Annotated in this window: 24 protein-coding genes; 12 read left to right on the top strand and 12 right to left on the bottom strand. The window is 33.8% G+C overall.

Going from position 1 to position 24,921, the window contains the following annotated elements:
- Positions 1 to 97 precede the first annotated feature (97 nt).
- A complete protein-coding gene (locus OD803_RS07540; protein WP_262732984.1) occupies positions 98 to 1,615 on the bottom strand; it encodes a helix-turn-helix transcriptional regulator in 1,518 nt (505 codons plus the stop codon).
- A 273-nt stretch (positions 1,616 to 1,888) separates the two neighbouring features.
- Here OD803_RS07540 and OD803_RS07535 point away from each other — a divergent pair, with 273 nt between their 5' ends.
- The 3 genes from OD803_RS07535 to OD803_RS07525 all read left to right on the top strand — a co-directional run bounded on the left by OD803_RS07535 (position 1,889) and on the right by OD803_RS07525 (position 4,389).
- Positions 1,889 to 3,100, top strand: coding sequence for a multidrug effflux MFS transporter (locus OD803_RS07535; RefSeq protein WP_262732983.1), 1,212 nt, complete (start codon positions 1,889 to 1,891; stop codon positions 3,098 to 3,100).
- A gap of 72 nt (positions 3,101 to 3,172) precedes the next feature.
- On the top strand, positions 3,173 to 3,952 hold the full coding sequence (locus OD803_RS07530) for a S1/P1 nuclease (RefSeq protein ID WP_262732982.1): 780 nt from the start codon (positions 3,173 to 3,175) through the stop codon (positions 3,950 to 3,952).
- Positions 3,953 to 4,104: 152 nt separating this feature from the next.
- Positions 4,105 to 4,389: a helix-turn-helix domain-containing protein gene (locus OD803_RS07525; protein WP_262732981.1), complete on the top strand. Its 285-nt coding sequence runs from the start codon at positions 4,105 to 4,107 to the stop codon at positions 4,387 to 4,389.
- 125 nt (positions 4,390 to 4,514) lie between these two features.
- On the opposite strand, the gene OD803_RS07520 is transcribed toward OD803_RS07525, so the two are convergent.
- The 6 genes from OD803_RS07520 to OD803_RS07495 all read right to left on the bottom strand — a co-directional run bounded on the left by OD803_RS07520 (position 4,515) and on the right by OD803_RS07495 (position 10,605).
- Complete coding sequence (locus OD803_RS07520) at positions 4,515 to 4,820, bottom strand: GIY-YIG nuclease family protein (RefSeq protein WP_129760718.1); 306 nt, start codon at positions 4,818 to 4,820, stop codon at positions 4,515 to 4,517.
- A gap of 372 nt (positions 4,821 to 5,192) precedes the next feature.
- Positions 5,193 to 5,756, bottom strand: a complete 564-nt coding sequence (locus OD803_RS07515) for a YceI family protein (protein ID WP_262732980.1) — start codon at positions 5,754 to 5,756, stop codon at positions 5,193 to 5,195.
- Between the two features lie 98 nt (positions 5,757 to 5,854).
- Positions 5,855 to 6,439 carry a Crp/Fnr family transcriptional regulator gene (locus tag OD803_RS07510; RefSeq protein ID WP_129760713.1) on the bottom strand — a complete coding sequence of 195 codons (585 nt, stop codon included), beginning with the start codon at positions 6,437 to 6,439 and terminating at the stop codon, positions 5,855 to 5,857.
- 324 nt (positions 6,440 to 6,763) lie between these two features.
- Entirely contained in the window at positions 6,764 to 8,671 is a 1,908-nt protein-coding gene (gene acs, locus OD803_RS07505) for an acetate--CoA ligase (RefSeq protein WP_262732979.1), read from the bottom strand.
- Between the two features lie 3 nt (positions 8,672 to 8,674).
- Complete coding sequence (locus OD803_RS07500; protein WP_131507382.1) at positions 8,675 to 9,040, bottom strand: DUF779 domain-containing protein; 366 nt, start codon at positions 9,038 to 9,040, stop codon at positions 8,675 to 8,677.
- Positions 9,041 to 9,105: 65 nt separating this feature from the next.
- Positions 9,106 to 10,605: an aldehyde dehydrogenase family protein gene (locus OD803_RS07495; protein ID WP_262732978.1), complete on the bottom strand. Its 1,500-nt coding sequence runs from the start codon at positions 10,603 to 10,605 to the stop codon at positions 9,106 to 9,108.
- A 228-nt stretch (positions 10,606 to 10,833) separates the two neighbouring features.
- Here OD803_RS07495 and OD803_RS07490 point away from each other — a divergent pair, with 228 nt between their 5' ends.
- Positions 10,834 to 11,751: an AraC family transcriptional regulator gene (locus OD803_RS07490; RefSeq protein WP_262732977.1), complete on the top strand. Its 918-nt coding sequence runs from the start codon at positions 10,834 to 10,836 to the stop codon at positions 11,749 to 11,751.
- A 2-nt stretch (positions 11,752 to 11,753) separates the two neighbouring features.
- Here the strand turns inward: OD803_RS07490 and OD803_RS07485 are convergent, their stop codons facing one another.
- The gene (locus OD803_RS07485; protein ID WP_262732976.1) at positions 11,754 to 13,478 is read right to left on the bottom strand and encodes a sodium:solute symporter family protein; all 1,725 of its coding nucleotides are present in this window, start codon (positions 13,476 to 13,478) and stop codon (positions 11,754 to 11,756) included.
- Complete coding sequence (locus OD803_RS07480; protein ID WP_129760707.1) at positions 13,468 to 13,722, bottom strand: DUF4212 domain-containing protein; 255 nt, start codon at positions 13,720 to 13,722, stop codon at positions 13,468 to 13,470. Before OD803_RS07480 ends, OD803_RS07485 begins: the two co-directional genes overlap by 11 nt.
- A 181-nt stretch (positions 13,723 to 13,903) precedes the next feature.
- Here OD803_RS07480 and OD803_RS07475 point away from each other — a divergent pair, with 181 nt between their 5' ends.
- On the top strand, positions 13,904 to 14,797 hold the full coding sequence (locus tag OD803_RS07475) for an AraC family transcriptional regulator (RefSeq protein ID WP_262732975.1): 894 nt from the start codon (positions 13,904 to 13,906) through the stop codon (positions 14,795 to 14,797).
- 5 nt (positions 14,798 to 14,802) lie between these two features.
- On the opposite strand, the gene OD803_RS07470 is transcribed toward OD803_RS07475, so the two are convergent.
- Positions 14,803 to 16,185 (bottom strand): alanine/glycine:cation symporter family protein, encoded by a 1,383-nt coding sequence (locus OD803_RS07470; RefSeq protein WP_262732974.1) that lies wholly within the window; start codon positions 16,183 to 16,185, stop codon positions 14,803 to 14,805.
- Between the two features lie 186 nt (positions 16,186 to 16,371).
- On the opposite strand from OD803_RS07470, the gene OD803_RS07465 reads away from it, so the two are divergent.
- The 4 genes from OD803_RS07465 to OD803_RS07450 all read left to right on the top strand — a co-directional run bounded on the left by OD803_RS07465 (position 16,372) and on the right by OD803_RS07450 (position 19,161).
- On the top strand, positions 16,372 to 17,046 hold the full coding sequence (locus OD803_RS07465) for a T9SS type A sorting domain-containing protein (protein WP_262732973.1): 675 nt from the start codon (positions 16,372 to 16,374) through the stop codon (positions 17,044 to 17,046).
- A 162-nt stretch (positions 17,047 to 17,208) separates the two neighbouring features.
- Complete coding sequence (locus OD803_RS07460; RefSeq protein WP_262732972.1) at positions 17,209 to 17,940, top strand: T9SS type A sorting domain-containing protein; 732 nt, start codon at positions 17,209 to 17,211, stop codon at positions 17,938 to 17,940.
- A 293-nt stretch (positions 17,941 to 18,233) separates the two neighbouring features.
- Entirely contained in the window at positions 18,234 to 18,695 is a 462-nt protein-coding gene (locus tag OD803_RS07455; RefSeq protein WP_131507394.1) for an SRPBCC domain-containing protein, read from the top strand.
- Between the two features lies 1 nt (position 18,696).
- Positions 18,697 to 19,161, top strand: a complete 465-nt coding sequence (locus tag OD803_RS07450) for a DUF1572 domain-containing protein (RefSeq protein ID WP_262732971.1) — start codon at positions 18,697 to 18,699, stop codon at positions 19,159 to 19,161.
- Here OD803_RS07450 and OD803_RS07445 read toward each other — a convergent pair.
- Together OD803_RS07445 and OD803_RS07440 are read right to left on the bottom strand one after the other, a co-directional pair.
- Complete coding sequence (locus tag OD803_RS07445; protein ID WP_131507398.1) at positions 19,153 to 20,103, bottom strand: phosphoribosylaminoimidazolesuccinocarboxamide synthase; 951 nt, start codon at positions 20,101 to 20,103, stop codon at positions 19,153 to 19,155. The genes OD803_RS07450 and OD803_RS07445 overlap by 9 nt on opposite strands.
- 88 nt (positions 20,104 to 20,191) lie before the next feature.
- Entirely contained in the window at positions 20,192 to 21,145 is a 954-nt protein-coding gene (locus tag OD803_RS07440; RefSeq protein WP_129760701.1) for a PhoH family protein, read from the bottom strand.
- Positions 21,146 to 21,255: 110 nt separating this feature from the next.
- Between OD803_RS07440 and OD803_RS07435 the strand changes: the two genes are divergently transcribed.
- The 3 genes from OD803_RS07435 to gldG all read left to right on the top strand — a co-directional run bounded on the left by OD803_RS07435 (position 21,256) and on the right by gldG (position 24,887).
- Complete coding sequence (locus tag OD803_RS07435) at positions 21,256 to 22,092, top strand: SAM hydrolase/SAM-dependent halogenase family protein (RefSeq protein ID WP_134200096.1); 837 nt, start codon at positions 21,256 to 21,258, stop codon at positions 22,090 to 22,092.
- A gap of 2 nt (positions 22,093 to 22,094) precedes the next feature.
- Positions 22,095 to 22,391, top strand: a complete 297-nt coding sequence (locus OD803_RS07430; protein WP_262732970.1) for a putative quinol monooxygenase — start codon at positions 22,095 to 22,097, stop codon at positions 22,389 to 22,391.
- A 105-nt stretch (positions 22,392 to 22,496) separates the two neighbouring features.
- Positions 22,497 to 24,887, top strand: a complete 2,391-nt coding sequence (gene gldG / locus OD803_RS07425; RefSeq protein ID WP_262732969.1) for a gliding motility-associated ABC transporter substrate-binding protein GldG — start codon at positions 22,497 to 22,499, stop codon at positions 24,885 to 24,887.
- The last annotated feature ends 34 nt before the right edge of the window (positions 24,888 to 24,921 follow it).

Below are 24,921 nucleotides of genomic sequence, written 5' to 3'. Positions count from 1 at the left end.
ATAGTTGTACAAATATCAAAAACCCTGTATTTAAAATTGATTTTATAGGTACTCACCTACTACGCACCACACAATTTTACTGGCTTTTTTAAAACATTTACAATTGTGTAAGATAGTCTAATAATGAAACGCTTTTATCTTTAAGTTGTAGTTTTTTTCCTATTCGGTAGCGCTTACTTTCAATAGACCGTTCTGTAGTATTTAAGAAGACCGAAATTTCTTTGTTTTTAAATCCAGTATGTATGTAATAGCAGATAATTAAATCTGAAGAAGTCAATTCAGGATGTTTAGAACTCATCTTATTAAAAAAAGCAACGTTAAGTTCATTAATAAGTTCTAAATGATTTTCACTTTTATTAAGCAATGTTGATGAGTTTAAATGTATGCTCTTATACATTTGTTTTATTTCATTTTTTTGGTCGTTTACATCGCTTATAGTAGCTATTTGCTTTATATTATGTTTTATATCTTCAATATAACCTTCTAAACCTTTAACTTTTACTTTTAATTTTTCATGGTTAGACTGTAAGTAGGCATATTCGCTATCTTTTTTTATAAATTTATTTATTCTTTTCTTAAAAGTGTTATACTTTACAACTACTAAACTGATTAAACCTAATAACACTATTACAAGCCCTAAGATATAGTATCTGTTAACATATTTTTTCTTAGTCTCAACACGTAACTGCCTTTCTGAATGTAGTAATGCTGTGTTTATTTCTAAACTTGCATCAATAGTCTCTGCTAATTCATTTTCATGAAATAACTGTAAAGAATCAACATATTTTTTTTTGTTTTTTAAATCTGATTTAGAATCATAATAATTTAAAAAAACAGTGTAATAGTTTTCCACATCAGCATCATTCATAAACTTACGTAAAGGTTTAGCTTTATTTAAATATATAAATGTAGAGTCTATTTCTTTTTGTTTTAAATGTTCATCAGCAAGACAAGTATAAATAGTCACCAAATGAGCATCGTGTAATGGTGGTGAAATAGTTGTGTCATTTTTTATACGCTCTAAATGGTAAAGGTATTTATGTGCTTTATCAATGTTATACAAGTGTGTATAATTAGATGACAGCATAAACAGTGCATACATATAGTAATAGCCATCATCTGTTATGTTTTTATACTCTTCAAGATGCTGTAACGTTAATTCATTACTTTTTTTAAAATTGTTATTGTGCATCTCAATGTAAGCGTACATTTGGTTAACTTCAATTAAGCCATTATAATTATTGTCAAGAGTATAAAAAGCTTTAGCTTGCTCAAGATATTTTACATCGGCTTTACCATCATTAACAATAATTGTATTGTAAAACAGTTCAATACTACTCATACCTGCAATATCATACTTTTGTTCTTGCTCAGCATATTTTAGAGCCAACAAAAAGTTTTGAAACTCTTTTGCTCCTTCATTAAGTCTATCATTTATAAGTGCTTTTAATTGGTAATACTCTGCAAGGCTACCAGCTATAGATGCAGTTACTGGCTCTGGTATAGAATCTAAATACTGTTGTGCTAGTTTAGGCTTAATGGAGTAATAGATGTCGGCAGAATCGATATACCTAAAAACATCTTGACCATTTTTATTTTGTCCAAATGAAACCATACAGCAAAATAAAACACATAATATACTTTTGTAATAATTAGCCATTTATTCGCTTTAAAATATGGAATAAATATAGCTATTAGTTTTAAAATTTAACTTAGCGGTTTTTTAAATAACAATTACTAAGGTGTAAATACAGTTTTAGCATATTTATTTTAATAATTTCACAAAAAAAGAGCTCCTTAATTATCGATTAAGGAGTTTTTCTTTTTTTAAGATAGCTTTAAGACTTTACATTCAATTCAATACAGTAAAACAAGGTACTTTTGTAGCATGCGAAAAAAACCAGCCTTCAAAATTGAGTTTATAGCACTTATGGCATCTTTGATGTCTATTGTAGCACTTTCCATAGATGCTTTATTACCTGCTTTACCGCAAATAGGTGATGCTTTGGGTGTGAGCGACCCTCATCAAAATCAGTATTTAATTACCATGATTTTTTTAGGTATTGGGTTTGGGCAATTAATCTTTGGTCCGCTATCGGACAGTTTTGGTAGAAAGCCCATGGTGTACTTTGGGTTTGCTGTGTTTGTTATAGCAAGTATCATTTGTGTAACCACCAATGATTTTACGGTTATGCTTATAGCTCGTGTGCTTCAAGGTGTGGGTCTGTCCTCTCCTAGAACCATTGCTGTCGCTATGACACGCGATACTTACAGTGGTGACTTTATGGCTAAGGTACTTTCCATAATTGTAATGTTCTTTATTTTGGTGCCTATTGTAGCGCCAACTTTTGGACAGCTCCTCCTCGACTTTTTCAATTGGCAATCTATTTTTAATGCCAACTTAATTATAGGTTTAATCATTGTGCTTTGGTTTTGGAAACGACAACCAGAAACCCTTTCGCCTAAAAAACGTATTCCGTTTAAGCCTTCTATATTTATAAGTGGTACTAAAGAGTTTTTTAAATATAAAGATGCTATTGCCTTTACTCTAGTGTCTGGTTTTATTACAGGTTCGTTTATGGTGTATTTAAGCACATCTCAACAAATCTTTCAGGTGCAGTATGATCTTGGGGATATGTTTCCTTATATTTTTGCGAGTACTGCCTTTTCGGTTGGGTTTGCAACCTTTAGCAATAGCCAATTGGTTATTAGGTTTGGGTCGTTTAATATTGCTTATACTGCTGGTATTGCGTACACTATTATCTCATTGCTATATGTAGTCTTGTTTCACACAGGTGTTAACCCTAGTGTGCATGTTTTGATTACCTTTTTTATTCTGCAGTTTTTTGCTGTTGGTTTTCTTTTTGGAAACTTACGCTCTCTAGCTATGGAACCTTTAGGACATATTGCTGGTATTGGGTCGGCAATTAATGGTTTTGTATCTACCGTTATGGCTGTTCCTATTGCCAACTATATAGGAAGTTTTGTCACCACTTCTGCATTACCACTATTTATAGGGTTTTCGGTATTTGGAATATTATCAGTACTAGTGTTTGCATGGTTGCGTAACGCACAAAAAAAGACCTTAGCAACAGCTTAATCTTTATCGGTTGTTGGTCTTCTGTTTTAATAAATACAGTTATCTTTACTACATCATTTTAAGTTATACGTTATGAAACCAAAACACCTATTCCTGTTAAGCCTGTGCCTCGTCTTGTTAGTTCCTACCAATGCCAATGTGAAATGGGGAAAAACAGGTCATCGTACTGTTGGAGCCATAGCTGATAACTATTTAACAGCTAGGTCTAAACGTATGATTAAAAAACTGCTTAATCATGAGTCTTTAGCTTTTGTATCGACCTATCCTGATGAAATTAAAGCCGATAATCGTTTCAACCAGTTTTACACTTGGCACTATATAAACATGCCACTAGATGCCGATTATGATGCCTCTAAACAACATCCTGATGGTGACTTGGTTTCTGGTATTGTACACTGTAAAGCCGTATTGCAAAACCCTGATGCTACACATGAGGATAAAGCCTTTTACTTACGTATGCTTGTACATCTTATTGGCGATTTACACCAACCTATGCATATTGGTTTAGCCGAAGATAGAGGTGGCAACGACTTTAAAGTACAGTGGTTTTATAAAGACACCAACCTGCATTCGGTATGGGATACTAAAATGATTGACGACTATGGCATGAGTTATACCGAACTTGCCGCTAATGCCGATTACCTTACCAAAGCCGAAGTAAAAGCCATACAACAAGGTACAGTGATTGATTGGGTCAATGAAACCCATATTCTTACACGAGAAGTATATGCCAATGTAGAACAAGGAGAAAACTTAAGACACAAATACTCTTATGCCTATTTGCACGTTGCTAGAACACAACTACAAAAAGCAGGTATTCGACTTGCAGAAGTGTTGAATAGTGTGTTGTAGCGCAATACTTTTAAAGTAACTACAATAATTTTATTACCAACTCATTAACAAGCAGTTATCAACATTACTTTGTTTATATTTTCAATACACACAGGTTAAAACATTGTGTTTTAATGCTTTACTTTATTTGTATTAAATTCATTTTTTACGTTATGAAAAAACAAGATAAAAACGTAACCCAGTCTCCCCAAAATTTACCTAACACACCTAACGGACTAATACTGGATTTAGCTATAGTCAATGAAGAAGAATGGTACACCACAGCAGATATGATGTACCACTTTAAACTAAGCCGAAGCAGTATTTACCGTTTACGTATGAAGAACATTATACCTGCTTTAAAACTTGGTGGCACTGTGGTGTATCCTAAAACCTTAGTCAATAAGATTTTAATGAACATGGCATTGCAAAATGTAAATGGGTCAATTAAAGAATAACTGATACTGTTTACACTCCTGAATAAAAAATTAATAGCATTTTTAAAGTGAATGGTGACACCTCTTTATGTCTTTTGTCATTATAAAAACACAAGGGTCATTGCGAACCTTTAGGCTGTGGCAATCTATCCTTCATACTCTAACAAAACTTTTTCATACAAATCTTCCCAAGCGGGATTCATACCTTGTATCAACGCTTCTTTTTTCGCTCTACTCCCTGCTTTCAATTGTTTTTCTCTTCCTATGGCATCACCAATCATTTGAAACGCTTCATAGTATACTAGTTTATTTATACGATAACGCGTGGTAAATGCCTTAGGATCACTTTGTGCTTTGTGCTGTTGCACACGTAATATCAAATTTGAAGTAACACCTACATATAATGTTGTATTATTATAATTGGTGAGTATGTAAATAAAGCCTGGTTTCATAAGACATTGATAACATATTAGTTATTAATACCAATATACTCATTTTTGAGATTGCTTCGTTGCACTCGCAATGACAATAGTAAAATCATTATAGAAAACACAAGCGTCATTGCGAAGCCTTTAGGCTGTGGCAATCTATACATTTAAAATAGACTGCCACGTTATACTCGCAGTGACAAAAAAGAGACTACCACGTCGCTACGCTCCTCGCAATGACAACAGTGTGAAATGCTGAACTAATGGATTCCGCATCAAGTGCGGAATGACAAAACTGAGATTGCTTCGTTGCACTCGCAATGACAATAAGGAAAGACATAAAAAAACCGTTTCTGGAGAAAGAAACGGTTTTAGTGCTATTAATCTATTAAGGGTTTAAAACTGAAGGTCTGCTACAATATCAAACTCATCATATATTGCTTTGTCTTTTAAGTTGTTGAAAAAACTTTTAGAACCATAACGTACGTTGTACTGGCTACGGTCAATTTTTAGGGTTACGGTTGCTTTACTACCATATACCGATAGTATAAAAATTACAGGGTTAGTGATGCCTTTTATGGTTAAGTTACCTTCTACTTCGTAAGCATTTTTACCTGATGGTGTTACTTTAGTAAATACCAACTTAGCTGTTGGATGATTCTCTACACCAAAGAAATCGTCGCTTTTTAAGTGTCCGTCCAATTGGTCTTTGTACTCGCCTTCGAGGTCTGTGGTGTTAATGCTAGTCATATCCATTACAAACTCGCCTCCTGTAAGTTGCTCGCCATTGAATTGTAATGTACCAGATTCAATCTTAATGGTACCTTCGTGAGATCCTGCTACTTTGTAGCCTTTCCAAACGACTTTACTCTCTGAAGTGTTTACGGTTTGTTCTTGTGCTTCAACTGAAGCTGTAAATGTTGCAAATGCTATAATTGCAGTGGTTTTTAATGTGTTCATTTTGTTGTGGTTTTTTTGATTAAAAAATTACACTACAAAACTATCAACACATCGTAAGGGTAAAAATGAAGTAGTTTATAAAATAAGGTTAAACTAGTTTAACTTTCTTGAGCGACCTGTTTTTTTATTTTGCTTAAAAACTCTTTGGTAATACCCAAATAAGAGGCTATCATGTACTGCGGAATACGTTGTTCTATCTTAGGATAGGTTGCTCTAAAGAACAGGTAACGGTCTTTAGCCGTCATACTAAAGTTGCGAATAATTCGGTTTAAGGCTGCTGCAAGACCACGTTCGGTCACCTTACGGAAAAAGCGCTCTAGCTTTGGGATGCGTTCGAAGATGTCCTCGATAGTGTCATAATGAAATTGTGCCAACTCGGTATCTTCTAAACACTGTATGTTGAATTCGGCAGGTGTTTGATTTATAAAACTTCCAATATCTGAAGTCCACCAATCTTCAACACCTAGCATAATGATGTGTTCGGTTCCTGTATCGTCTACATAAAATAGTTTGGTGCACCCTTTTAGTATAAACGAACTGGTTCTGCACACATCGCCTTGCTGAAGGATGTATTGTCCTTTTAAATACCTACGATAGTGTAAATGCTCCACCAGATAGTCAGTTTCTTCTTTGGTGAGCGCTACGTGTTTTGCTATGTAGTTTAAAAGTGGTTGGAAGTGCATAACTGTACTTTTGGTAAAAATAGAAAAAGTAGTTTATAGTTTTAAGGTTTATTTGGGTTTAGTTTTTGGGTTTTCGATACATTCCAACTTTGCAGTTGGAACACTTGAACTGACAGCACAAAGTAACTACGCTAAAATTATGGATTCCGCGTCGTAGCGCGGAATGACAAAACTGAGATTACTTTGTTATTTGTCTTCGACAGGCTCAGACTGACAAAAAGGGTGAGATTGCTTCGTCGCTTCGTTCCTCGCAATGACATATAAGGAATGACATAAAAAAACCGTTTCTGGAGGGAAACGGTTTATCATATAGAATTTAGTGTATTAAAGTACTCCGTCCATAATTTCTTTAACACAATCAGGGTTTAGCAATGTGCTTGTATCTCCAAGATTAGCTGTATCATTACTAGCAATCTTACGAAGAATACGACGCATTATTTTACCACTACGTGTTTTTGGCAACCCACTTGTAAACTGTATTTTATCTAGTTTAGCAATAGGCCCTATTTGCTCTGTAATGAGTTGGTTAATTTCCTTACGTAAGTTATCGTGATTTCTGCTTTCTCCTGTTTCTTTTAAAATAACATATCCATAGAGTGCGTTTCCTTTGATATCATGAGGGAATCCTACAATAGCACTTTCAGAAACTGCTGGATGTTCGTTAATAGCATCTTCTATTGGTGCTGTTCCTAAGTTATGACCAGACACAATAACAACATCATCTACACGACCTGTAATTCGGTAATATCCTACTTCATCACGTAACGCGCCATCACCTGTAAAGTATTTATTTTCAAAAGCTGAAAAATAGGTGTCTTTATAACGTTGGTGATTGCCCCAAATGGTTCTTGCCATACTTGGCCAAGGGAATTTTATACATAAGCGTCCGTCTACCTGATTGCCTTTTATTTCCTGTCCTTGCTCATCCATTAGCGCTGGTTGTATCCCAATAAACGGTAAGGTTGCATAGGTAGGTTTTGTAGGTGTTGCAAACGGAATAGGTGTTATCATTATGCCTCCTGTTTCGGTTTGCCACCAAGTATCTACAATAGGCGCTTTTCGTTTACCTATATTATCATCATACCAATGCCATGCTTCTTCATTAATAGGTTCACCAACTGTACCCAAGACCTTTAAAGACGATAAATCATGATTTTCGACGTGCTCTACTCCTTCTTTAGCTAGAGCTCTAATAGCTGTTGGCGCTGTATAAAATTGGGTTACTTTATGTTTTTCTACAATCTGCCAGAATCGACCATAATCTGGATAGCTTGGGACACCTTCAAACATAACGGTTGTTGCACCATTAGCTAGTGGACCATATACAATATAGCTGTGTCCTGTAATCCAACCTATATCTGCAGTGCACCAATAAATGTCATTTTCTCTATATTGAAATACGTTTTTAAAGGTATATGCTGTATACACCATATAACCTCCTGAAGAATGCACCATCCCTTTTGGTTGACCTGTTGAACCAGAAGTATATAAAATAAATAAAGGGTCTTCGGCATCCATTATTTCTGGTACACAGTCGTGATAAGCTTCTTCCAACAGTGGCTCCAACCAGTGGTCACGTCCTTCTTTCATATTGATTTCAGAATGAATGCGTTTAGCTACTAAAACTGATTCAACTCTTTCACAATCGTTTAATGCATCGTCAACTATTCCTTTTAAGTCTATTGTTTTTGAGCCACGATACGATCCATCAGAAGTAATCACCATTTTAGCATCACAATCCTTAATTCTTGTTGCTAGAGCCGATGATGAAAATCCTGCAAATACTACAGAATGAATTGCACCAATACGCGCACAAGCTAATACCGAAATAGCCAATTCAGGAATCATTGGCAGGTAAATACACACTCTATCACCTTTACCTATCCCTTTTTCTTTTAGCACATTGGCAAACCGACATACTTTATCATGTAATTGCCTATAGGTTATATGCTGAGCGTCTTCATCAGGATTATTGGGTTCAAAAATAATAGCTGTTTTATCGCCTCTCGTATAAATGTGTCTATCAATACAGTTTTCGGTAATATTCAATTTTGCACCTTCAAACCACTTTACTTCAGGTTTAGTAAAATCCCAACTTAATACATTGTCCCACTTTTTTCGCCACATGAAGTGCTCTTCAGCTATTTCTTCCCAAAAGACCTCTGGGTTTCTAACCGATTTACGATAGACTTGATAATATTCTTCTAAATGTTTGATATGGTAGTTACTCATTATTTATTCTGTTTTCGTTTTATTAAAATAGTTTTCTTCTTCTTGTGTTAGTAATCTAGACTTTATTATAAACCGGAGTCCTAAAGGGATTTCTAAAGAGAAGCTTGCGCCTCTACCTTCGGTAATATCTATGGTTAAGTGTGTGTGTTTCCAATATTCAAATTGGTCTTGATTCATGTAAAAATTAACACCTTGAAGCGTACCTAAAAACACATCACTCTCATCAAGATACATGTCATCCTTTTCAAAAATCATTGGTGCAGAACCATCACAACAACCACCACTTTGATGAAAAATAAGTTCACCATGTTTTTCTTTAAGCTGATTAACCACTGCTGCAGCTTTTTCTGTAATTGCTACTCTTTGCATACCCTAAATATATTAAAAAGGCTGAACATACATTCAGCCTTCGTTTCTAAATAAAACTAACTAATTTAAAAGAAACCTAACTTATTCTTGTCATAAGAAATAAGCATATTTTTGTTTTGACGATAGTAATCCATCATCATCACATGATTTTCTCTACCAAATCCTGACTTTTTATAACCTCCAAATGGAGCGTGAGCAGGATATGCATGGTAACAGTTTACCCAAACACGACCTGCTTTAATAGCTCGAGGTATTTGATATAATTGGTGTGCATCGCGTGTCCAAACACCAGCACCTAAACCGTATAATGTATCGTTTGCAATCTCTAAAGCTTCAGCTTCATCTTTAAATTTAGTCACACACACTACAGGTCCGAAAATTTCTTCTTGAAATACACGCATTTTGTTATGACCTTCTAAAATGGTTGGCTTAATATAAAACCCATTTGCAAGTTCGCCATCCAACTTATTGGCTTCTCCACCACATAATACTTTAGCGCCTTCTTCTTTTCCTATCTCTAAATAAGACTGAATTTTCTCATACTGATCGTTTGAAGCCTGTGCTCCTATCATGGTATTTACATCATACGGATTGTCTTGTACAATAGCATTTGTACGCGCAATAACACGCTCCATAAACTTATCATAAATATCTTCTTGTACTAATAAACGCGAAGGACATGTACAAACTTCACCTTGATTAAAAGCAAACAATACAGCACCTTCTATAGCTTTGTCTAAATAAGCATCATCAGCATCCATAACACTATTAAAGAAAATGTTTGGTGACTTACCACCTAACTCCATAGTTACTGGATTAAGGTTTTTAGACGCATATTGCATAATCAATTGTCCTGTAGTTGTTTCGCCTGTAAAAGCGACTTTATCTACTTTTGAACTTGATGCTAAAGGTTTTCCTGCTTCTGGTCCGAAACCATGTACTACGTTTATTACACCTGGAGGAAAAACGTCGGCTATTTTTTCCATTAATAACGTAGCGGATGATGGTGTTTGTTCAGCTGGTTTTAATACCACACAGTTACCTGTTGCTAATGCTGGAGGCAGTTTCCATGATAACATTAATAATGGAAAGTTCCATGGAATAATTTGTCCCACAACACCAAGTGGTTCTTTAATATTCATTGATAAGGTATTGGCATCTAGTTCGGTTGCACTACCTTCTTCTGCACGAATACACGCTGCAAAATAACGCCAATGGTCTGCAGATAAAGGTACATCAGCATTAAGTGTTTCTCTAATAGCTTTCCCGTTATCGCAGGTTTCAACCAATGCAAACTCTTCCAAATTTGCTTCAATAATATCTGCTACTTTATTTAATAAGGTTGCACGCTCTGTTGCAGATGTATTTCCCCAACTTTCTTTTGCTGCATTTGCTGCATCTAGTGCTAATTCTACGTCTTCTTTTTGAGATCTTGGATATTTAGCAATCACACTATTATCTATTGGTGATCGGTTTTCAAAATATTGACCATCTAATGGTTCTATAAACTTTCCGTTTATAAAATTTCCATAGGATGCTTTAAACTTTGGTTTTGAATAACTCATACTTTTTTAGTTTAGATTATTATTTCGTTTAAAATCAGATAATTATCAATCATGGTGAATTGTTAAAAATTTTAACACTTAAACAATTAAAAGCCTATATATTTAGGTTATTGATAATTTTTATAAAGTTATTTTATGATATTCTGATTTTATTGAACATATTTATTAAATTGTTGAACATATCTATCAACACTAAAATAGACTTGTTCAATTTTTGTAATATTGAGTATGAATCATTTATTAAGACATCATAAAAGCCATAGAAAGCTCACCACTTTGGTAGAGAATCGTACTACCTACAATGCAGATTATGCCGAATTGAATATTTATGAAACTCATGAATATGCCGAAAAGGTGTCATTGACTTTTGATTTTCCTGTAATTGCAAGCATGCTTACCGGAAAAAAGATAATGCATATTGATGGCTTACCGTCTTTTGATTTTTTTCCAGGCGAATCTGTTGTTATGCCAACTAATAAAGAAATGATTATTGATTTTCCTTTGGCAAAAGCTAATGACCCAACGCAATGTCTTGCGCTTGGAATAGATAGCGATAAAATTGATGAAGTGGTTGAAAAGTTTAATCATCATGTAACTATTGAGCGTGAAAACAACAATTGGAAATTAGATGATAACGCGTCGCATCTTATAAATAATGTAGATGTTAATCATTTAGTTGAGCGTTTGGTACATACTTTTACTAATACTACTTCGTCAAAAGATGTTTTATTGGATTTAATGATTCAAGAGCTTATTGTAAGGCTTTTACAAACCAAAGCAAAGGCTTTTTTATTGAATGATACTGATGGTATTTTTAACGACACACGTATAGGGTTTGTTATTAAATATATAAAACAAAACCTTACCAATAAAGACATTACCGTAGATTTACTTGCAGAAAAAGCATGTATGAGCGCGTCACATTTTCATAAGAAGTTTAAAAACACACTTGGTGTCTCACCTATAGATTATATCAATTCTGAAAAAATTAAATTTTCTAAAAAGCTTATCAAGGAAACCAAAGATTTACGCATGTCTGAAATAGCGTTTAAGTCTGGGTTTAATAACACCAGCTACTTTAACAGACAGTTTAAAAAAATGGAATTAATGACGCCACAGCAGTTTAAAAACTCTATCAGTAAATAGTTTTAATGCTGAACAGCTTCTCCTGCTCCACTTGGTATTCTTATGTTTTCTACAATTTCTTGAACTTCAGCTGGCGGTGCTTTTGTAAATTTCATAACAACTATAGACACTACAAAATTAAGTACCATAGCCACTGCTCCAAACCCTTCAGGAGAAATACCAAACCACCATTCGCTTTTATCAGGAACAACATCGTCAAACCAACCTAGTTTGTACTTAATCATGTACAACAACATAGCTGTAATACCAACTATCATACCTGCAATAGCACCTTCTTTATTCATTCGTTTGTAAAAGATTCCTAAAATAATAGCCGGAAAAAAGGATGCCGCTGCCAACCCAAAAGCAAGTGCTACAACAGCTGCTACAAAACCAGGTGGATTAATCCCAAAATAGCCTGCAACACAAACAGCTCCAACAGCTGATAAACGCGCAGCGATGAGTTCGCCTTTTTCAGAAATATTAGGCTTGATAATCTTTTTAACTAAATCATGAGAAACAGAAGCTGAAATAACTAACAATAAACCTGCTGCTGTTGATAGTGCTGCAGCTAGTCCGCCAGCAGCAACTAAAGCTATCACCCAATTAGGCAGTTTTGCTATTTCAGGGTTTGCTAACACCATGATATCTCTATCAACAGTTAATTCGTTTATAGATTCGTCAGCTACATATTGAATTAGTCCATCGTTATTTTTATCAGTAAATGCAATAAGTCCGGTTGCTTCCCACTTTTTAAACCATTCAGGAACCGTTGCGTAGGATTGATTGGAAACCGTTTCAATTAAGTTTGTTCTAGCAAAAACAGAAACTGCAGGTGCTGTTGTATATAAAATAACTATAAGCAGCAACGCAATACCTGCCGATTTACGAGCATCTTTAACTCGTTTTACCGTAAAAAACCTAACAATTACATGAGGTAAACCTGCAGTACCTACCATTAATGCCAAGGTAATTGCAAAAACATCAATCATAGATTTTGAGCCATTGGTATATTCAGAAAAACCGAGTTCTGTGCTTAACCCATCTAATTTATCTAATAGATAGGTTCCTGAACCATCACTTAAAGTATCCCCAAAACCTAGTTGCGGAATCGGGTTTCCTGTCATTTGAATAGAAATAAAAATAGCAGGAACCATAAATGCAAAAATAAGTACACAGTATTGTGCTACTTGTGTATAAGTAATGCCTTTCATTCCACCTAAAACAGCATAAAACAAAACAATAAGCATCCCAATAATAACACCTGTATCAATATCAACTTCGAGAAAACGAGAAAACACAACACCAACGCCACGCATTTGTCCTGCCACATAAGTAAACGACACAAGCAAAGCACAAAATACAGCAACAATACGTGCAGTTTTAGAATAATATCTATCGCCTATAAAATCAGGCACTGTAAACTTGCCAAACTTACGCAGATAAGGCGCTAGTAACAGGGCTAATAACACATAGCCTCCAGTCCAACCCATTAAATAGACAGAACCATCATAACCACTGAAAGAAATAATTCCTGCCATAGAAATAAATGATGCGGCACTCATCCAGTCAGCTGCTGTTGCCATTCCGTTTGCCAATGGAGAAACGCCACCACCAGCAACATAAAAGTCTTTTGTAGAACCTGCTCTAGACCAAATAGCAATACCTATGTATAAAGAAAATGTAATACCAACGAGTATGTAGGTCCATATTTGAACATCTACATTTAAAAAGAAATTATGCATCATATCCGTACTTTTTGTCTAGTTTATTCATTAATCTAACATAAACGAAAATAAGGACGACAAACACGTACATAGATCCTTGTTGAGCAAACCAAAACCCAAGTTTAAAGCCTCCTAATTGTATGGTGTCTAATTCATCCTTAAATAAAATTCCTGCGCCATAAGACACCAGAAACCAAATTGCTAAGAGGATTAAAACGTATTTAATATTGGCTTTCCAATACTTTACTGGGTTTTGTTTATTCATAATAAAAAACTGCTTTAATTTTCAATTTATAAATAAAAACCAATAATAATTATTAAACTATCACTATTTTCACTAATTCTTATACAATAATTTCAAATCATAATATTAATCTATCAAAATAAGCACTAGTTTTTGGGAATGGTTAATTTTTACTAAATTAAGGCTGCTTTTTTAATGAACCATGTGCGAAAATATCCATAGAGAAATTACCCAACTAAAACCCTTTGATGTGTTTTTAGTTATTGATCGAACCAAACCAAGTTTTGATTTTCCAATTCACTTTCACCCAGAGTACGAACTTAATTTTATTAGAAATGGTAAAGGTATACGACGTATTGTTGGTAACAGTATGGAAGAAATTGACGCTATTGAATTAACGCTTATAGGCTCAAACCTAGAACATGGTTGGGAGCATCATAACTGCACAAGTAATGCTGTTGATGAGATAACCATTCAGTTTCATGATTGGTTATTTACTGATGAATTGCTGAACCTAAACGCGTTTAAAGCTATAAAACAATTGTTTTTAAGAGCGAAGGAAGGCATAAACTTTTCAACAGAAACTGCTTTAAAACTTGAAAAACAGCTTACCTCTTTAGCGGAACACAATAATATTAATGATTATTTTGAATTGTTTTCAATACTTCAAACATTGGCTGACAGTGACGACTATAGACTGCTCAATACTGACAACGATGTTGAAATTAGTGAATATGAAAACAGTAAAAAAATACAATTAGTACATGATTTTGTACATAATAACTACCATCAGAAAATTTCTTTAGATGAAATTTCTAACTTGGTAAATATGAGTACAAGCTCTTTTAATCGTTTTATAAAAAAACGAGCAGGTAAGACTTTTATTAACTATGTAAATGATGTTCGTTTAATTTATGCTACTAAACAACTTATAAACACCGACATGAGCGTTAGCGAAATTAGTTACAATTGTGGATTTAATAACATATCCAACTTCAACAGGATATTTAAAAAAATCAAAAAAATTACACCAAGCAATTACAGAAACGAGTTTAGTAAAGTCACTCGTTTTTCATCTGAATTACACCAAGTATAATTCATTTATTTATCAGAAGAAGTCTTTAGCGTTTGTGTGTAGCTTTTAATTTGCTTAACCACTTTAGGTGCTAAAATAAGCGTAGAAATCATTGTTGGAAATGCCATTAGCGCAAAGAAACCATCAATTAAATTAATCATCATTGCAAGTGAGGTAGTTGCTCCCATTATGATACTAAGAATATACACTATGTTGTAATAGTTTTTGTTTTTAGCTCCAATTAAAAACGATAAACATTTTGTACCATAATATGAATATGAAAACAAAGATGATACACTAAACACTATAATACAACACAACAACATATACTTTCCTGTTGAAGCAAATGCTTGTTCAAAAGCTAAAGCTGTGAGGCTTACTCCATTGGCATCAGTAGTTTTCCAAACACCAGTAACCAATATAGCTAAAGCAGTAAGTGTACATACAATAATAGTATCTATAAATGGACCTAACATAGCTACTAAACCTTCACGAACTGGTTGTGATGTTTTAGTTGCTCCATGAGCCATTGGCGCAGTACCAATACCAGCTTCGTTAGAAAAAGCACCTCTACGTATTCCTAAAAGTATAAGTCCGCCAACTACACCTCCTAAAAATGTATCTCCTGTGTAGTGATGAGCTGTAAATGCTTCAGTAAAAATAAGCGAGAAATATTTTGGTACTTCACTCGCATTTAAAATTAAAATTGAAAGCACCATTACAAAATACAACAACACCATAGCAGGTACTAACTTTGAAGCTGTTTTACTAATTCTATTTAATCCACCAATAATTACCAAAGCAGTAAAAAACACCAAAACGCCACCTATAACAAGGTTTGAGGTAGTATTCACCTCCACTCCATTTGGTTGTAACAATATATCATTAATAGCTTGCGTAAGCTGATTAACATTAAACACAGGTAATGCACCAACCATACCACAAAAACTAAAAAACACTGCTAAGGGTTTCCAATGTTTGCCTAAACCTTCAACGATAACATACATTGGTCCACCTTGTAAGTTGCCTTGACTGTCTTTACCACGATACATAATCGCTAAAACAGCAGTGAAGAATTTTGTTGACATACCAATAATAGCACTCACCCACATCCAAAACACTGCTCCAGGACCTCCAATAGATATTGCAACAGCAACACCAGCAATATTCCCCATTCCAATTGTGGAAGACAATGCTGTAGTGAGTGCTTGAAAATGTGTAATTTCTCCAGGATCATCAGGATTATCATATTTACCTCTAAGTACACTTAAAGCATGACCAAACAACCGAAAAGGCAAAAACCTTGATAAAATGAGTAAGTACAAACCACCTCCAATTAACAAAATAAGCAATGGCAAGCCCCAAGCATATGAAGCAAAATCTGAAATAAATTGATTGAGTTGTTCCATGAAGTGTTTTAAACAGTACTAAAAGTAATAATTTATTTGAATAGGTAATATTTGTGATTTACAAACTTCATCTTTAATAAGAAAATAAAACCATAGCCATTCAAAGAAAAAACTCATTTTTTTCTTCATTATTCACCTAAAATAAATAGTTTTGATTCATTAAATATTAACCCCAAATTTTATATTATGACAAAACTTTACCTAACTTTTTTTGTTATTCTAACATGTACTATTCATGTAAGTTCGCAAATTACTTTTAAGGGCTGTACAGGAGTATTAGGAGACCAAGATTTTTACCTATCCAATACAGGTACTACTGATGATTCTGGAGACATCAGAAACACTTACGAAACGCAACCTAGTGACTTTGCCCAAAGTTGTCCTGCAGGTGTTTGTGAATTAAGAATTATATGGAACACATCCCTTGACAGATGGGAAATTCAGCTAGACAATGATGGACCACTAAATACTCCTGATTATACTACTGCAGTGATGTATTACAACACTACACCTTCTTTACCAAACCCTCCAGATTTAACCTTAGGTAGCTGGGTTAACGCTGAAGGTTATTGCCCAGAAACTATTACTACTTTAACAGGAAGCGTACAGGGCAATACATTAGGGAATGATGAAGTTGCTTTAATTAGTAATGTGAGTTTATACCCTAACCCTTCAAGCAACTTTATTGTTGTTGATGGCTTGACAAATACTACAACTTTTAATATTTATAATCTTGTTGGTATGAACCTTAAAAATGGTAAAATATCAAATAAAGAAAAACTAAATATTCAAAACTTAAATAACGGAATCTACTTATTAAAATTAGAAAACGGTACTACGTTTAAGTTTATAAAAGAATAACTATTACCAACTTATAATAACACACACCTATTTCTTATACATAGACCGAAAGGTTTTGTTTGAGAAATAGGTGTTAATAATTAACATCACTTTACTTCAGGCTTACTTAATAGTCAACTTATTTTTTAACTTTTTAAAATCCCTATAACTTAAATTAAAACCATGAAACACATTTACTCTGCCTTACTATTTACATTAATCAGTACATTATCATTCTCACAAGTTTTTGACTGGGAAACGGTTGAACTTGCTGATACTGGAGTTGCTCAAACAGTAGCTGGTATTACAGCTACATTTTCTTCATCTTATTCAAATACTGATGCAACGGCCTTATATGGTAATGGCTTCTCTGGCACTTCAGGTGTTGTTGTATTTACCTATCAAACAGATTCAGGTGATTCTGCAACTGTGAGTTTTAGTTCTCCTGTTGATATAACTTCGATTTATGCTTTTGCTCTTTATGATTATTCTGGAACTCGCACTTGGACCTTTACACCTTCAGGTGGAAGCAACACAAGTGTTAATCAAGACTTGATATACGAAACAGGATCAGCTGTAACTGTAAATTGGACTAACGTTAATTCTTTTACTATAACTAGTAGCCTTGGTAATGATTCATTTGGTCTTGATGATATCGTATTTTCTGCTGCAACATTAAGCACAAGTGATTTTAGCCTTAATGATAAAGTTGTTTACCCAAACCCTTCTTCAAGTTTTATTCATATTAAAGGCTTAACAGAAATAAGCAACTATAGTATCTTTAACAATCTAGGAGCCGAAGTAATGAATGGTACACTATTAAACACTAACAAAATAGACATTCAAAATTTAAACAATGGCATCTATTTCTTAAAGACTGATAATGGATATACGTTTAAATTCATAAAAGACTAATAATACTAACTGGTAATAAAAATTATAACTTCAATGGCTACAAGGTTCAAAAACTATGTAGCCATTGTTTTTATAAGGCAGCTTTTGTATTTTAACCTAACACACAAAACCTAATACAACCAACAAATTCTCACCAAAAACACATATATTAGTAGAGCTATAAGTGATTATATTAAATTTAAAAGCACCTTAAAACATAAATGCTTTTGTAGCTCATTTAATACAGAACTTTTAAACTCATTAAATCAAAGGGCATACCCATAAAACAATATAGTTTTTAAAACACTAAAACCATGAAAAAAATAAAATTTAGCACACAAGTAAATGCCTCTTCGCAAAAGGTATACGAAACTATGTTAGGGCTTAACAATAAAAATACTTATGAGCAGTGGACAGCTGAATTTAATCCAACCTCAACCTATGAAGGCAGTTGGAACAAAGGTGAAAAAATGTATTTTGTTGGAACTGATGAAAACGGAAAAAAAGGTGGAATGATTTCAGAAATTGCTGAAAATATCCCATCAAAATTCGTGTCCATTCGCCATTATGGAATTCTTGATGGTGATCATGAAATTACTTCTGGTGAGCAAGTTGAAAAATGGGCTGGAAGCCTTGAAAACTATTCGTTAACAGAAAACAATGGTGTCACTACAGTAGAAGTTGAATTGGATACTGATGATAATTACGCAGATTATTTTAATAACACTTGGCCTAAAGCACTAAACAAACTGAAAGAGATTTCAGAAAACCAATAAAATGAATTCAACACAACAACTCGCCAATCGTTTACGCGAAGTTATTTTAAATGGAACTTGGATTGCTAACACCAATTACAAACACCAACTAGAAGGTTTAGATTGGACTGTTGCTGTTGCCAAAGTAAAATCGCTCAACACTATTGCTGTGTTAGCACAACACATCCATTACTACATTGCTGGTGTAAAACATGCTTTTGAAAGTGGTACGCTAGAAATACGTGATCAATACAGTTTTGATTTTCCTCCAATAGAATCACAAGAGCAATGGAATGCTTTTTTAAATAGATTTTGGACAGATACTGAAGGTCTTATCGAACTAATTGAAAAATTACCTAACAGTAAGCTTAACCAAAATTTTATAGATGAAAAATATGGAACTTACCAACGTAATATTGATGCTATGATAGAACATAGTTACTATCACCTTGGACAAATAGTATTGTTAAAAAAACTATTAGCCTAAATAAGCCAATACATTAGTTTGAATACGCTCTTGTATATTACTTACATCAGCTTTTACAAAAGGTTCTCCTGTAATGTTTTCGTAAAGTTCTATGTAGCGTTCTGAAACACTTGTAATATACTCATCGCTCATTTCAGGAACGGTTTGACCTTCTAAACCTTGAAAATTGTTTGCAATCAACCATTGGCGTACAAACTCTTTTGATAATTGCTTTTGGGCTTCTCCTCTATCCTGACGTTCTTGATAACCGTCAGCATAAAAATATCGTGAAGAATCTGGAGTGTGGATTTCGTCAATCAATACAATCTTTCCGTCTTTGGTTTTTCCAAATTCGTATTTGGTATCTACTAAAATCAATCCTCTTTCAGCAGCAATTTCAGAACCTCTTTTAAAAAGCTTACGTGTATAATCCTCAAGTACTAGGTAATCTTCTTCTGATACAATTCCGCGTTTTAAAATGTCTTCTCTAGAAATATCTTCGTCATGATCTCCCATTTCTGCTTTTGTAGCTGGTGTAATTATAGGTTCAGGAAATGCATCATTTTCTTTCATCCCTTCAGGCATTGGCACACCACACAACAGTCGTTTTCCAGCTTTGTACTCACGTGCAGCATGACCAGACATATAACCACGAATAACCATTTCAACCTTAAAAGGATCGCACAAATGACCTACAGCAACATTTGGATCAGGAGTAGCTGTTAGCCAATTAGGAACCAAATCTTCAGTAGCTTTCATCATATTGGTTGCAATCTGATTTAAAATTTGCCCTTTGTAAGGAATACCTTTAGGCATCACCACATCAAAGGCGCTTAACCTATCGGTTGCAATCATTACTAACTGCTCGTCGTTAATATTATAAACTTCTCTAACCTTTCCTTTGTATACACTTTTTTGATTAGGAAAATTAAAATTGGTATCTATTATTGTGTTGTGTGACATTTGCTTTAATTTATCATCATTACATACGATATAATAATAACTCTATTTAATTTTTTGTTGGCTGCGACTAAAAAACTACCAACTTAATTTATTCTCTATTTTCTATGCTCTTGTATGCTGCTATAATCTTTTTTACCAGCTTATGGCGAATAACATCTTTATCATCTAAAAATATAATACCTACGCCTTCTACATTTTTAAGAATTAACAAGGCTTCTTTAAGTCCTGAAATAGTACGACGTGGTAAATCAATTTGTCCAGGGTCACCAGTTAGTAAAAACTTAGCATTTTTCCCCATACGTGTTAAAAACATCTTCATTTGTGCATGAGTAGTGTTTTGACCTTCGTCTAAAATCACAAATGCATTATCCAAAGTACGTCCACGCATAAAGGCTAAAGGAGCAATTTGTATCGTTCCGTTTTCTATAAAACTAGCCAGTTTTTCTGCAGGAATCATATCACGTAACGCATCATACAACGGTTGCATGTAAGGGTCTAATTTTTCTTTTAAGTCACCTGGAAGAAATCCAAGATTTTCACCAGCCTCAACAGCAGGTCTTGTTAAAATAATACGTTTTACCTCTTTATTTTTTAATGCTTGAACCGCTAGAGCAACTCCTGTATAAGTTTTACCTGTTCCTGCAGGACCAATGGCAAATACCATATCGTTTTTGCGCATGCTTTCAACAAGCTTCCTCTGGTTAAGGGTTTGCGCTTTTATAATTCTTCCACCAACACCATGCACAATGGTTTCTCCACTTTGTTCAGACGTTGTATAATCGTCACTACTTTGACTGGTAAGTACTCGCTCAATAACATTTTCGTCCAACTTATTGTACTTAGCAAAATGAGTCATTAACATGGTCATACGACGGTCAAACTCTTCAAGCAAGTCTTCGTCACCATATGCCTTAATTTTATTTCCTCTAGCTACAATTTTTAATTTTGGGAAGTATTCTTTTAGAAGTTCGATATTTATGTTTTGAGCTCCAAAAAACTCTTTAGGAGTTATTTCTTCTAATTCAATTATAAGTTCATTCAAAAGGCACCTGATTTAATAAATTAATCTGTTTTGTTTTATTAGTTTTGTGTAGTAACAAATCTACACAATTTTAAGCGAGGTTAGATTAAAAAAATATCAACAATTATTACATGGCAATAATCACATTAACAACTGATTTTGGCGAAAAAGACCACTTTGCAGGAGCTATTAAAGGTGCAATTTACAGTGAGCTTCCTGATGTTAGAATTGTTGATATCTCGCATTCGGTTTCTCCTTTTAATGTTCCTGAAGCGGCTTACATTATTCAAAATGCATACAGTAGTTTTCCTAAGGGAACTATTCACCTTATAGGTATCGACTCTGAGTTAAACCCTGAAAACAAGCATATTGCAGTAAAACTAGATGACCATTACTTTATATGTGCCAACAATGGAATAATGAGTATGATATGTGCCGAAATTGCTCCTGAAAAAATTGTGGAGATTAATATCCATGATAAAATTGAAACCAATTTTCCTGTTTTAGATGTGTTTGTAAAAGTAGCTTGCCATATTGCCAGAGGAGGAACGCTTGAAGTGATTGGAAAAGTTATTAACACAATTAAGCCTATTAGAGATTTAGTGCCTTTTGTAAATGATGAAAAAAACCAGATTATTGGTAGTGTTATTTACATTGACAATTATGGCAACGTAGTTACCAATATAAGACGCAAATTTTTTGAATCTATACAAAAAACTCGTGCCTTTGAAATTTCTGCTCGTAACTACAAGTTTAAAGAAATATTGAACAGATATAGCGATGTTGTAAATTTTGACACTCCTGAAGATAAACGCTATGATGAAGGAAAAGGATTGGTTGTTTTTAACTCTTCTGGTTATTTAGAAATTGCGGTTTATAGAAGCAATCCTACCACAGTTGGTAGTGCCTCTACACTTATGGGATTAAGCATGCGAGATACTGTAACGGTTAACTTTTCAAAAACTTAAATATGTTTGTACGAATTGTAAAAATGAGCTTTAAGCCAAAACACATTGATGAATTCTTATCGAACTTTGAGTTAAGCAAACACAATATTAGAGCTTTTGATGGCTGTGAGTTTTTAGAACTTTACAGAGACAAGCACAATACAAACGTATTTTTTACGTATAGTTATTGGAATACCGAAGCCGACTTAGAGCGCTACCGACAATCGAGTTTATTTAAAGGTATTTGGAGTAAAACCAAACCTCTTTTTAATGCAAAACCTGAAGCTTGGAGTGTAGATAAATTGGCAAGTTTAGATTGATAAAATTTGAAATTACAAATTAATTCATCACAGAAACAGAACTAAAAAATTCATGATTTACTAATAAACTTTTAACTTTCCACTTTAAACTTTTCAACTAAGATAATGCTAGCAATTCTAAAAAAAGAAATTACCTCATTTTTTGCATCACCAGTTGGTTACTTGGTTATCGCCATTTTTTTATTACTCAACGGATTGTTTTTATGGCTCTTTAAAGGTGAATTCAACATTTTAGATAATGGATTTGCTGACCTCAATAGTTTTTTCACTTTAGCACCTTGGATACTTATTTTTCTTGTTCCTGCAGTCACTATGCGTAGCTTTAGTGATGAAAAAAAACAAGGAACACTTGAACTGCTACTCACTAAACCTGTAAGTCATTTACAAATTGTTTTAGGCAAATACGTTGGCGCACTGGTTTTAATACTTATTGCCTTGTTACCAACACTATTATACGTGTATAGTATATACAAACTTGGAAGCCCAGAAGGAAATTTAGATTTAGGGAGTATTACAGGTTCATATTTTGGTTTATTACTTATGGCTGCTACTTACACAGCTATAGGCATATTTTCTTCAACCCTCTCAGACAATCAAATTGTAGCTTTTATTATTGCTGTGTTTATTTGCTTCTTCTTTTATTTTGGGTTTGAAGGTTTAGCTAATTTTAATCTTTTTGGTGATACTGTTCGTCTTGAAAAATTAGGAATGGACTACCATTACAAGAGCATTAGTAGAGGTGTTATTGATACTAGGGATTTACTGTATTTTATAAGTGTTATTGTATTATTTGTAATCATAACAGCTAGACGAATTGGCACAAAAGCCATTGATAAAAAAGAATGGTTACATCTATTGGTATTACCTTTAGGATTATTAGTTTTAAACCTCTTTACGCAATCAATTTATAAACGTTTCGATTTAACACAAGACCAACGTTATACGTTATCAAAAGCAGCACTAAACACTGTTGAAAATGTAGATTCTCCTTTAATTATCGATGTGTTTCTTGAAGGCGATTTCCCATCAGAATTCAGACGTCTTAAAACCGAAACCAAGCAGTTATTGGAAGAGTTTGCACTTCAAAATAACAACGTTAAATTTAGTTTTATTAATCCTATTGAAAATGAAACATCTCGAGACCAGAACATTCAACAATTGGTACAGCGTGGTTTACAACCCTTTCAACTTACCGTAAAAGAGAATGGAAAATCGTCTCAGGAATTAATTTTCCCATGGGCTTTGGCTAGTTACAACGAACAAACCGTAAAAATCCCATTAATAAAAAACAGCATTGGAGTTACTGACCAAGAACGCATCAACAATTCTGTGCAACATTTAGAATATGCTTTTGCTGAAGGTTTTAAAAAACTAACCACTGAAAAATCCAAAAAAATAGCCATTTTAAAAGGTAATGGTGAACTGAATGACATATATATTGCTGATTTTTTAACAAGCATTAAAGAGCATTACAACATTGCTCCTTTTACTATGGATAGTGTTGCTAACCATCCGCAAAAAACCTTAGAGCAATTAAAAGGTTTCGATTTAATAATAGCTGCAAAACCAACTATTCCTTTTACTGAAGAAGAAAAATATGTCTTAGACCAATATACTATGAATGGCGGAAAAAGTCTTTGGCTTACCGAATCGGTTATTATGGACAAAGACAGTTTGCTTAACGACTCAGGAAGAGCTATTGCTGTTATTAGAGATTTGAATCTAAATGATTTTTTCTTTAAATATGGTGTTCGCATTAATCCTGTGTTAGTTAACGACATGTATTCTGCACCAATAACTCTTGCTATTGGAGAAGGTAGTGACGCTCAGTTTCAACCAATACAATGGCAATATTCGCCATTAGCAGCTAGTAATCCAAATCATGCAATAACCAACAACTTAAACTTGGTAAAGTTTGATTTTGCTAGCCAAATAGATACTTTAAAAAACGATGATATTTCAAAAACTGTTTTATTACGTAGCTCTCAACTAACCAAGCTAGATGGTGTACCAAGAGAAATAAGTTTAGATATTGTTACCCAAGAACCTGACCCAAAAACATATACTAAAGGATTACAACCACTTGCTGTTTTATTAGAAGGTGAATTTACATCGGTTTATAACAATAGAGTAAAGCCTTTTAATCTTTCTAATGACAGAACGAAGAGTTATGCTACTAAAATTATTGTCATTGCTGATGGTGACGTTATTAAAAATGATGTAGTAAGAAACAAGCCGCAACAATTAGGTTTTGATCGTTGGACAGGTGAAAGTTTTGGTAACAAGGAGTTTTTAGAAAATACTGTTAACTACCTTTTAGACGACAATAAACTTATAGATATTAGAACAAAAGAAATTGCTATAGCGTTCTTAGATTCCAAAAAAATTGAAGCACAAAAAACAAAATGGCAGTTTATAAATATTGCTTTACCTCTGCTCCTTTTAGGCATTTTTGGTTTTGTCTTTAATTACTTAAGACGAAAAAAATACGCATAAAAAAAAGCGACCTTTTGGGTCGCTTTTTTATTTT

The organism is Gaetbulibacter sp. NE (genome assembly GCF_025548475.1).
Taxonomy (GTDB): domain Bacteria; phylum Bacteroidota; class Bacteroidia; order Flavobacteriales; family Flavobacteriaceae; genus Gaetbulibacter_B; species Gaetbulibacter_B jejuensis.
This window is presented reverse-complemented; position numbering and strand designations above follow the sequence as displayed.

Bases quoted from the DNA above. Each gene is read 5' to 3' on its own strand.
- OD803_RS07540 (WP_262732984.1), bottom strand. From the start codon at position 1,615: ATGGTTTCATTTGGACAAAATAAAAATGGTCAAGATGTTTTTAGGTAT.
- OD803_RS07535 (WP_262732983.1), top strand. From the start codon at position 1,889: ATGCGAAAAAAACCAGCCTTCAAAATTGAGTTTATAGCACTTATGGCA.
- OD803_RS07530 (WP_262732982.1), top strand. From the start codon at position 3,173: ATGAAACCAAAACACCTATTCCTGTTAAGCCTGTGCCTCGTCTTGTTA.
- OD803_RS07525 (WP_262732981.1), top strand. From the start codon at position 4,105: ATGAAAAAACAAGATAAAAACGTAACCCAGTCTCCCCAAAATTTACCT.
- OD803_RS07520 (WP_129760718.1), bottom strand. From the start codon at position 4,820: ATGAAACCAGGCTTTATTTACATACTCACCAATTATAATAATACAACA.
- OD803_RS07515 (WP_262732980.1), bottom strand. From the start codon at position 5,756: ATGAACACATTAAAAACCACTGCAATTATAGCATTTGCAACATTTACA.
- OD803_RS07510 (WP_129760713.1), bottom strand. From the start codon at position 6,439: ATGCACTTCCAACCACTTTTAAACTACATAGCAAAACACGTAGCGCTC.
- acs (WP_262732979.1), bottom strand. From the start codon at position 8,671: ATGAGTAACTACCATATCAAACATTTAGAAGAATATTATCAAGTCTAT.
- OD803_RS07500 (WP_131507382.1), bottom strand. From the start codon at position 9,040: ATGCAAAGAGTAGCAATTACAGAAAAAGCTGCAGCAGTGGTTAATCAG.
- OD803_RS07495 (WP_262732978.1), bottom strand. From the start codon at position 10,605: ATGAGTTATTCAAAACCAAAGTTTAAAGCATCCTATGGAAATTTTATA.
- OD803_RS07490 (WP_262732977.1), top strand. From the start codon at position 10,834: ATGAATCATTTATTAAGACATCATAAAAGCCATAGAAAGCTCACCACT.
- OD803_RS07485 (WP_262732976.1), bottom strand. From the start codon at position 13,478: ATGATGCATAATTTCTTTTTAAATGTAGATGTTCAAATATGGACCTAC.
- OD803_RS07480 (WP_129760707.1), bottom strand. From the start codon at position 13,722: ATGAATAAACAAAACCCAGTAAAGTATTGGAAAGCCAATATTAAATAC.
- OD803_RS07475 (WP_262732975.1), top strand. From the start codon at position 13,904: ATGTGCGAAAATATCCATAGAGAAATTACCCAACTAAAACCCTTTGAT.
- OD803_RS07470 (WP_262732974.1), bottom strand. From the start codon at position 16,185: ATGGAACAACTCAATCAATTTATTTCAGATTTTGCTTCATATGCTTGG.
- OD803_RS07465 (WP_262732973.1), top strand. From the start codon at position 16,372: ATGACAAAACTTTACCTAACTTTTTTTGTTATTCTAACATGTACTATT.
- OD803_RS07460 (WP_262732972.1), top strand. From the start codon at position 17,209: ATGAAACACATTTACTCTGCCTTACTATTTACATTAATCAGTACATTA.
- OD803_RS07455 (WP_131507394.1), top strand. From the start codon at position 18,234: ATGAAAAAAATAAAATTTAGCACACAAGTAAATGCCTCTTCGCAAAAG.
- OD803_RS07450 (WP_262732971.1), top strand. From the start codon at position 18,697: ATGAATTCAACACAACAACTCGCCAATCGTTTACGCGAAGTTATTTTA.
- OD803_RS07445 (WP_131507398.1), bottom strand. From the start codon at position 20,103: ATGTCACACAACACAATAATAGATACCAATTTTAATTTTCCTAATCAA.
- OD803_RS07435 (WP_134200096.1), top strand. From the start codon at position 21,256: ATGGCAATAATCACATTAACAACTGATTTTGGCGAAAAAGACCACTTT.
- OD803_RS07430 (WP_262732970.1), top strand. From the start codon at position 22,095: ATGTTTGTACGAATTGTAAAAATGAGCTTTAAGCCAAAACACATTGAT.
- gldG (WP_262732969.1), top strand. From the start codon at position 22,497: ATGCTAGCAATTCTAAAAAAAGAAATTACCTCATTTTTTGCATCACCA.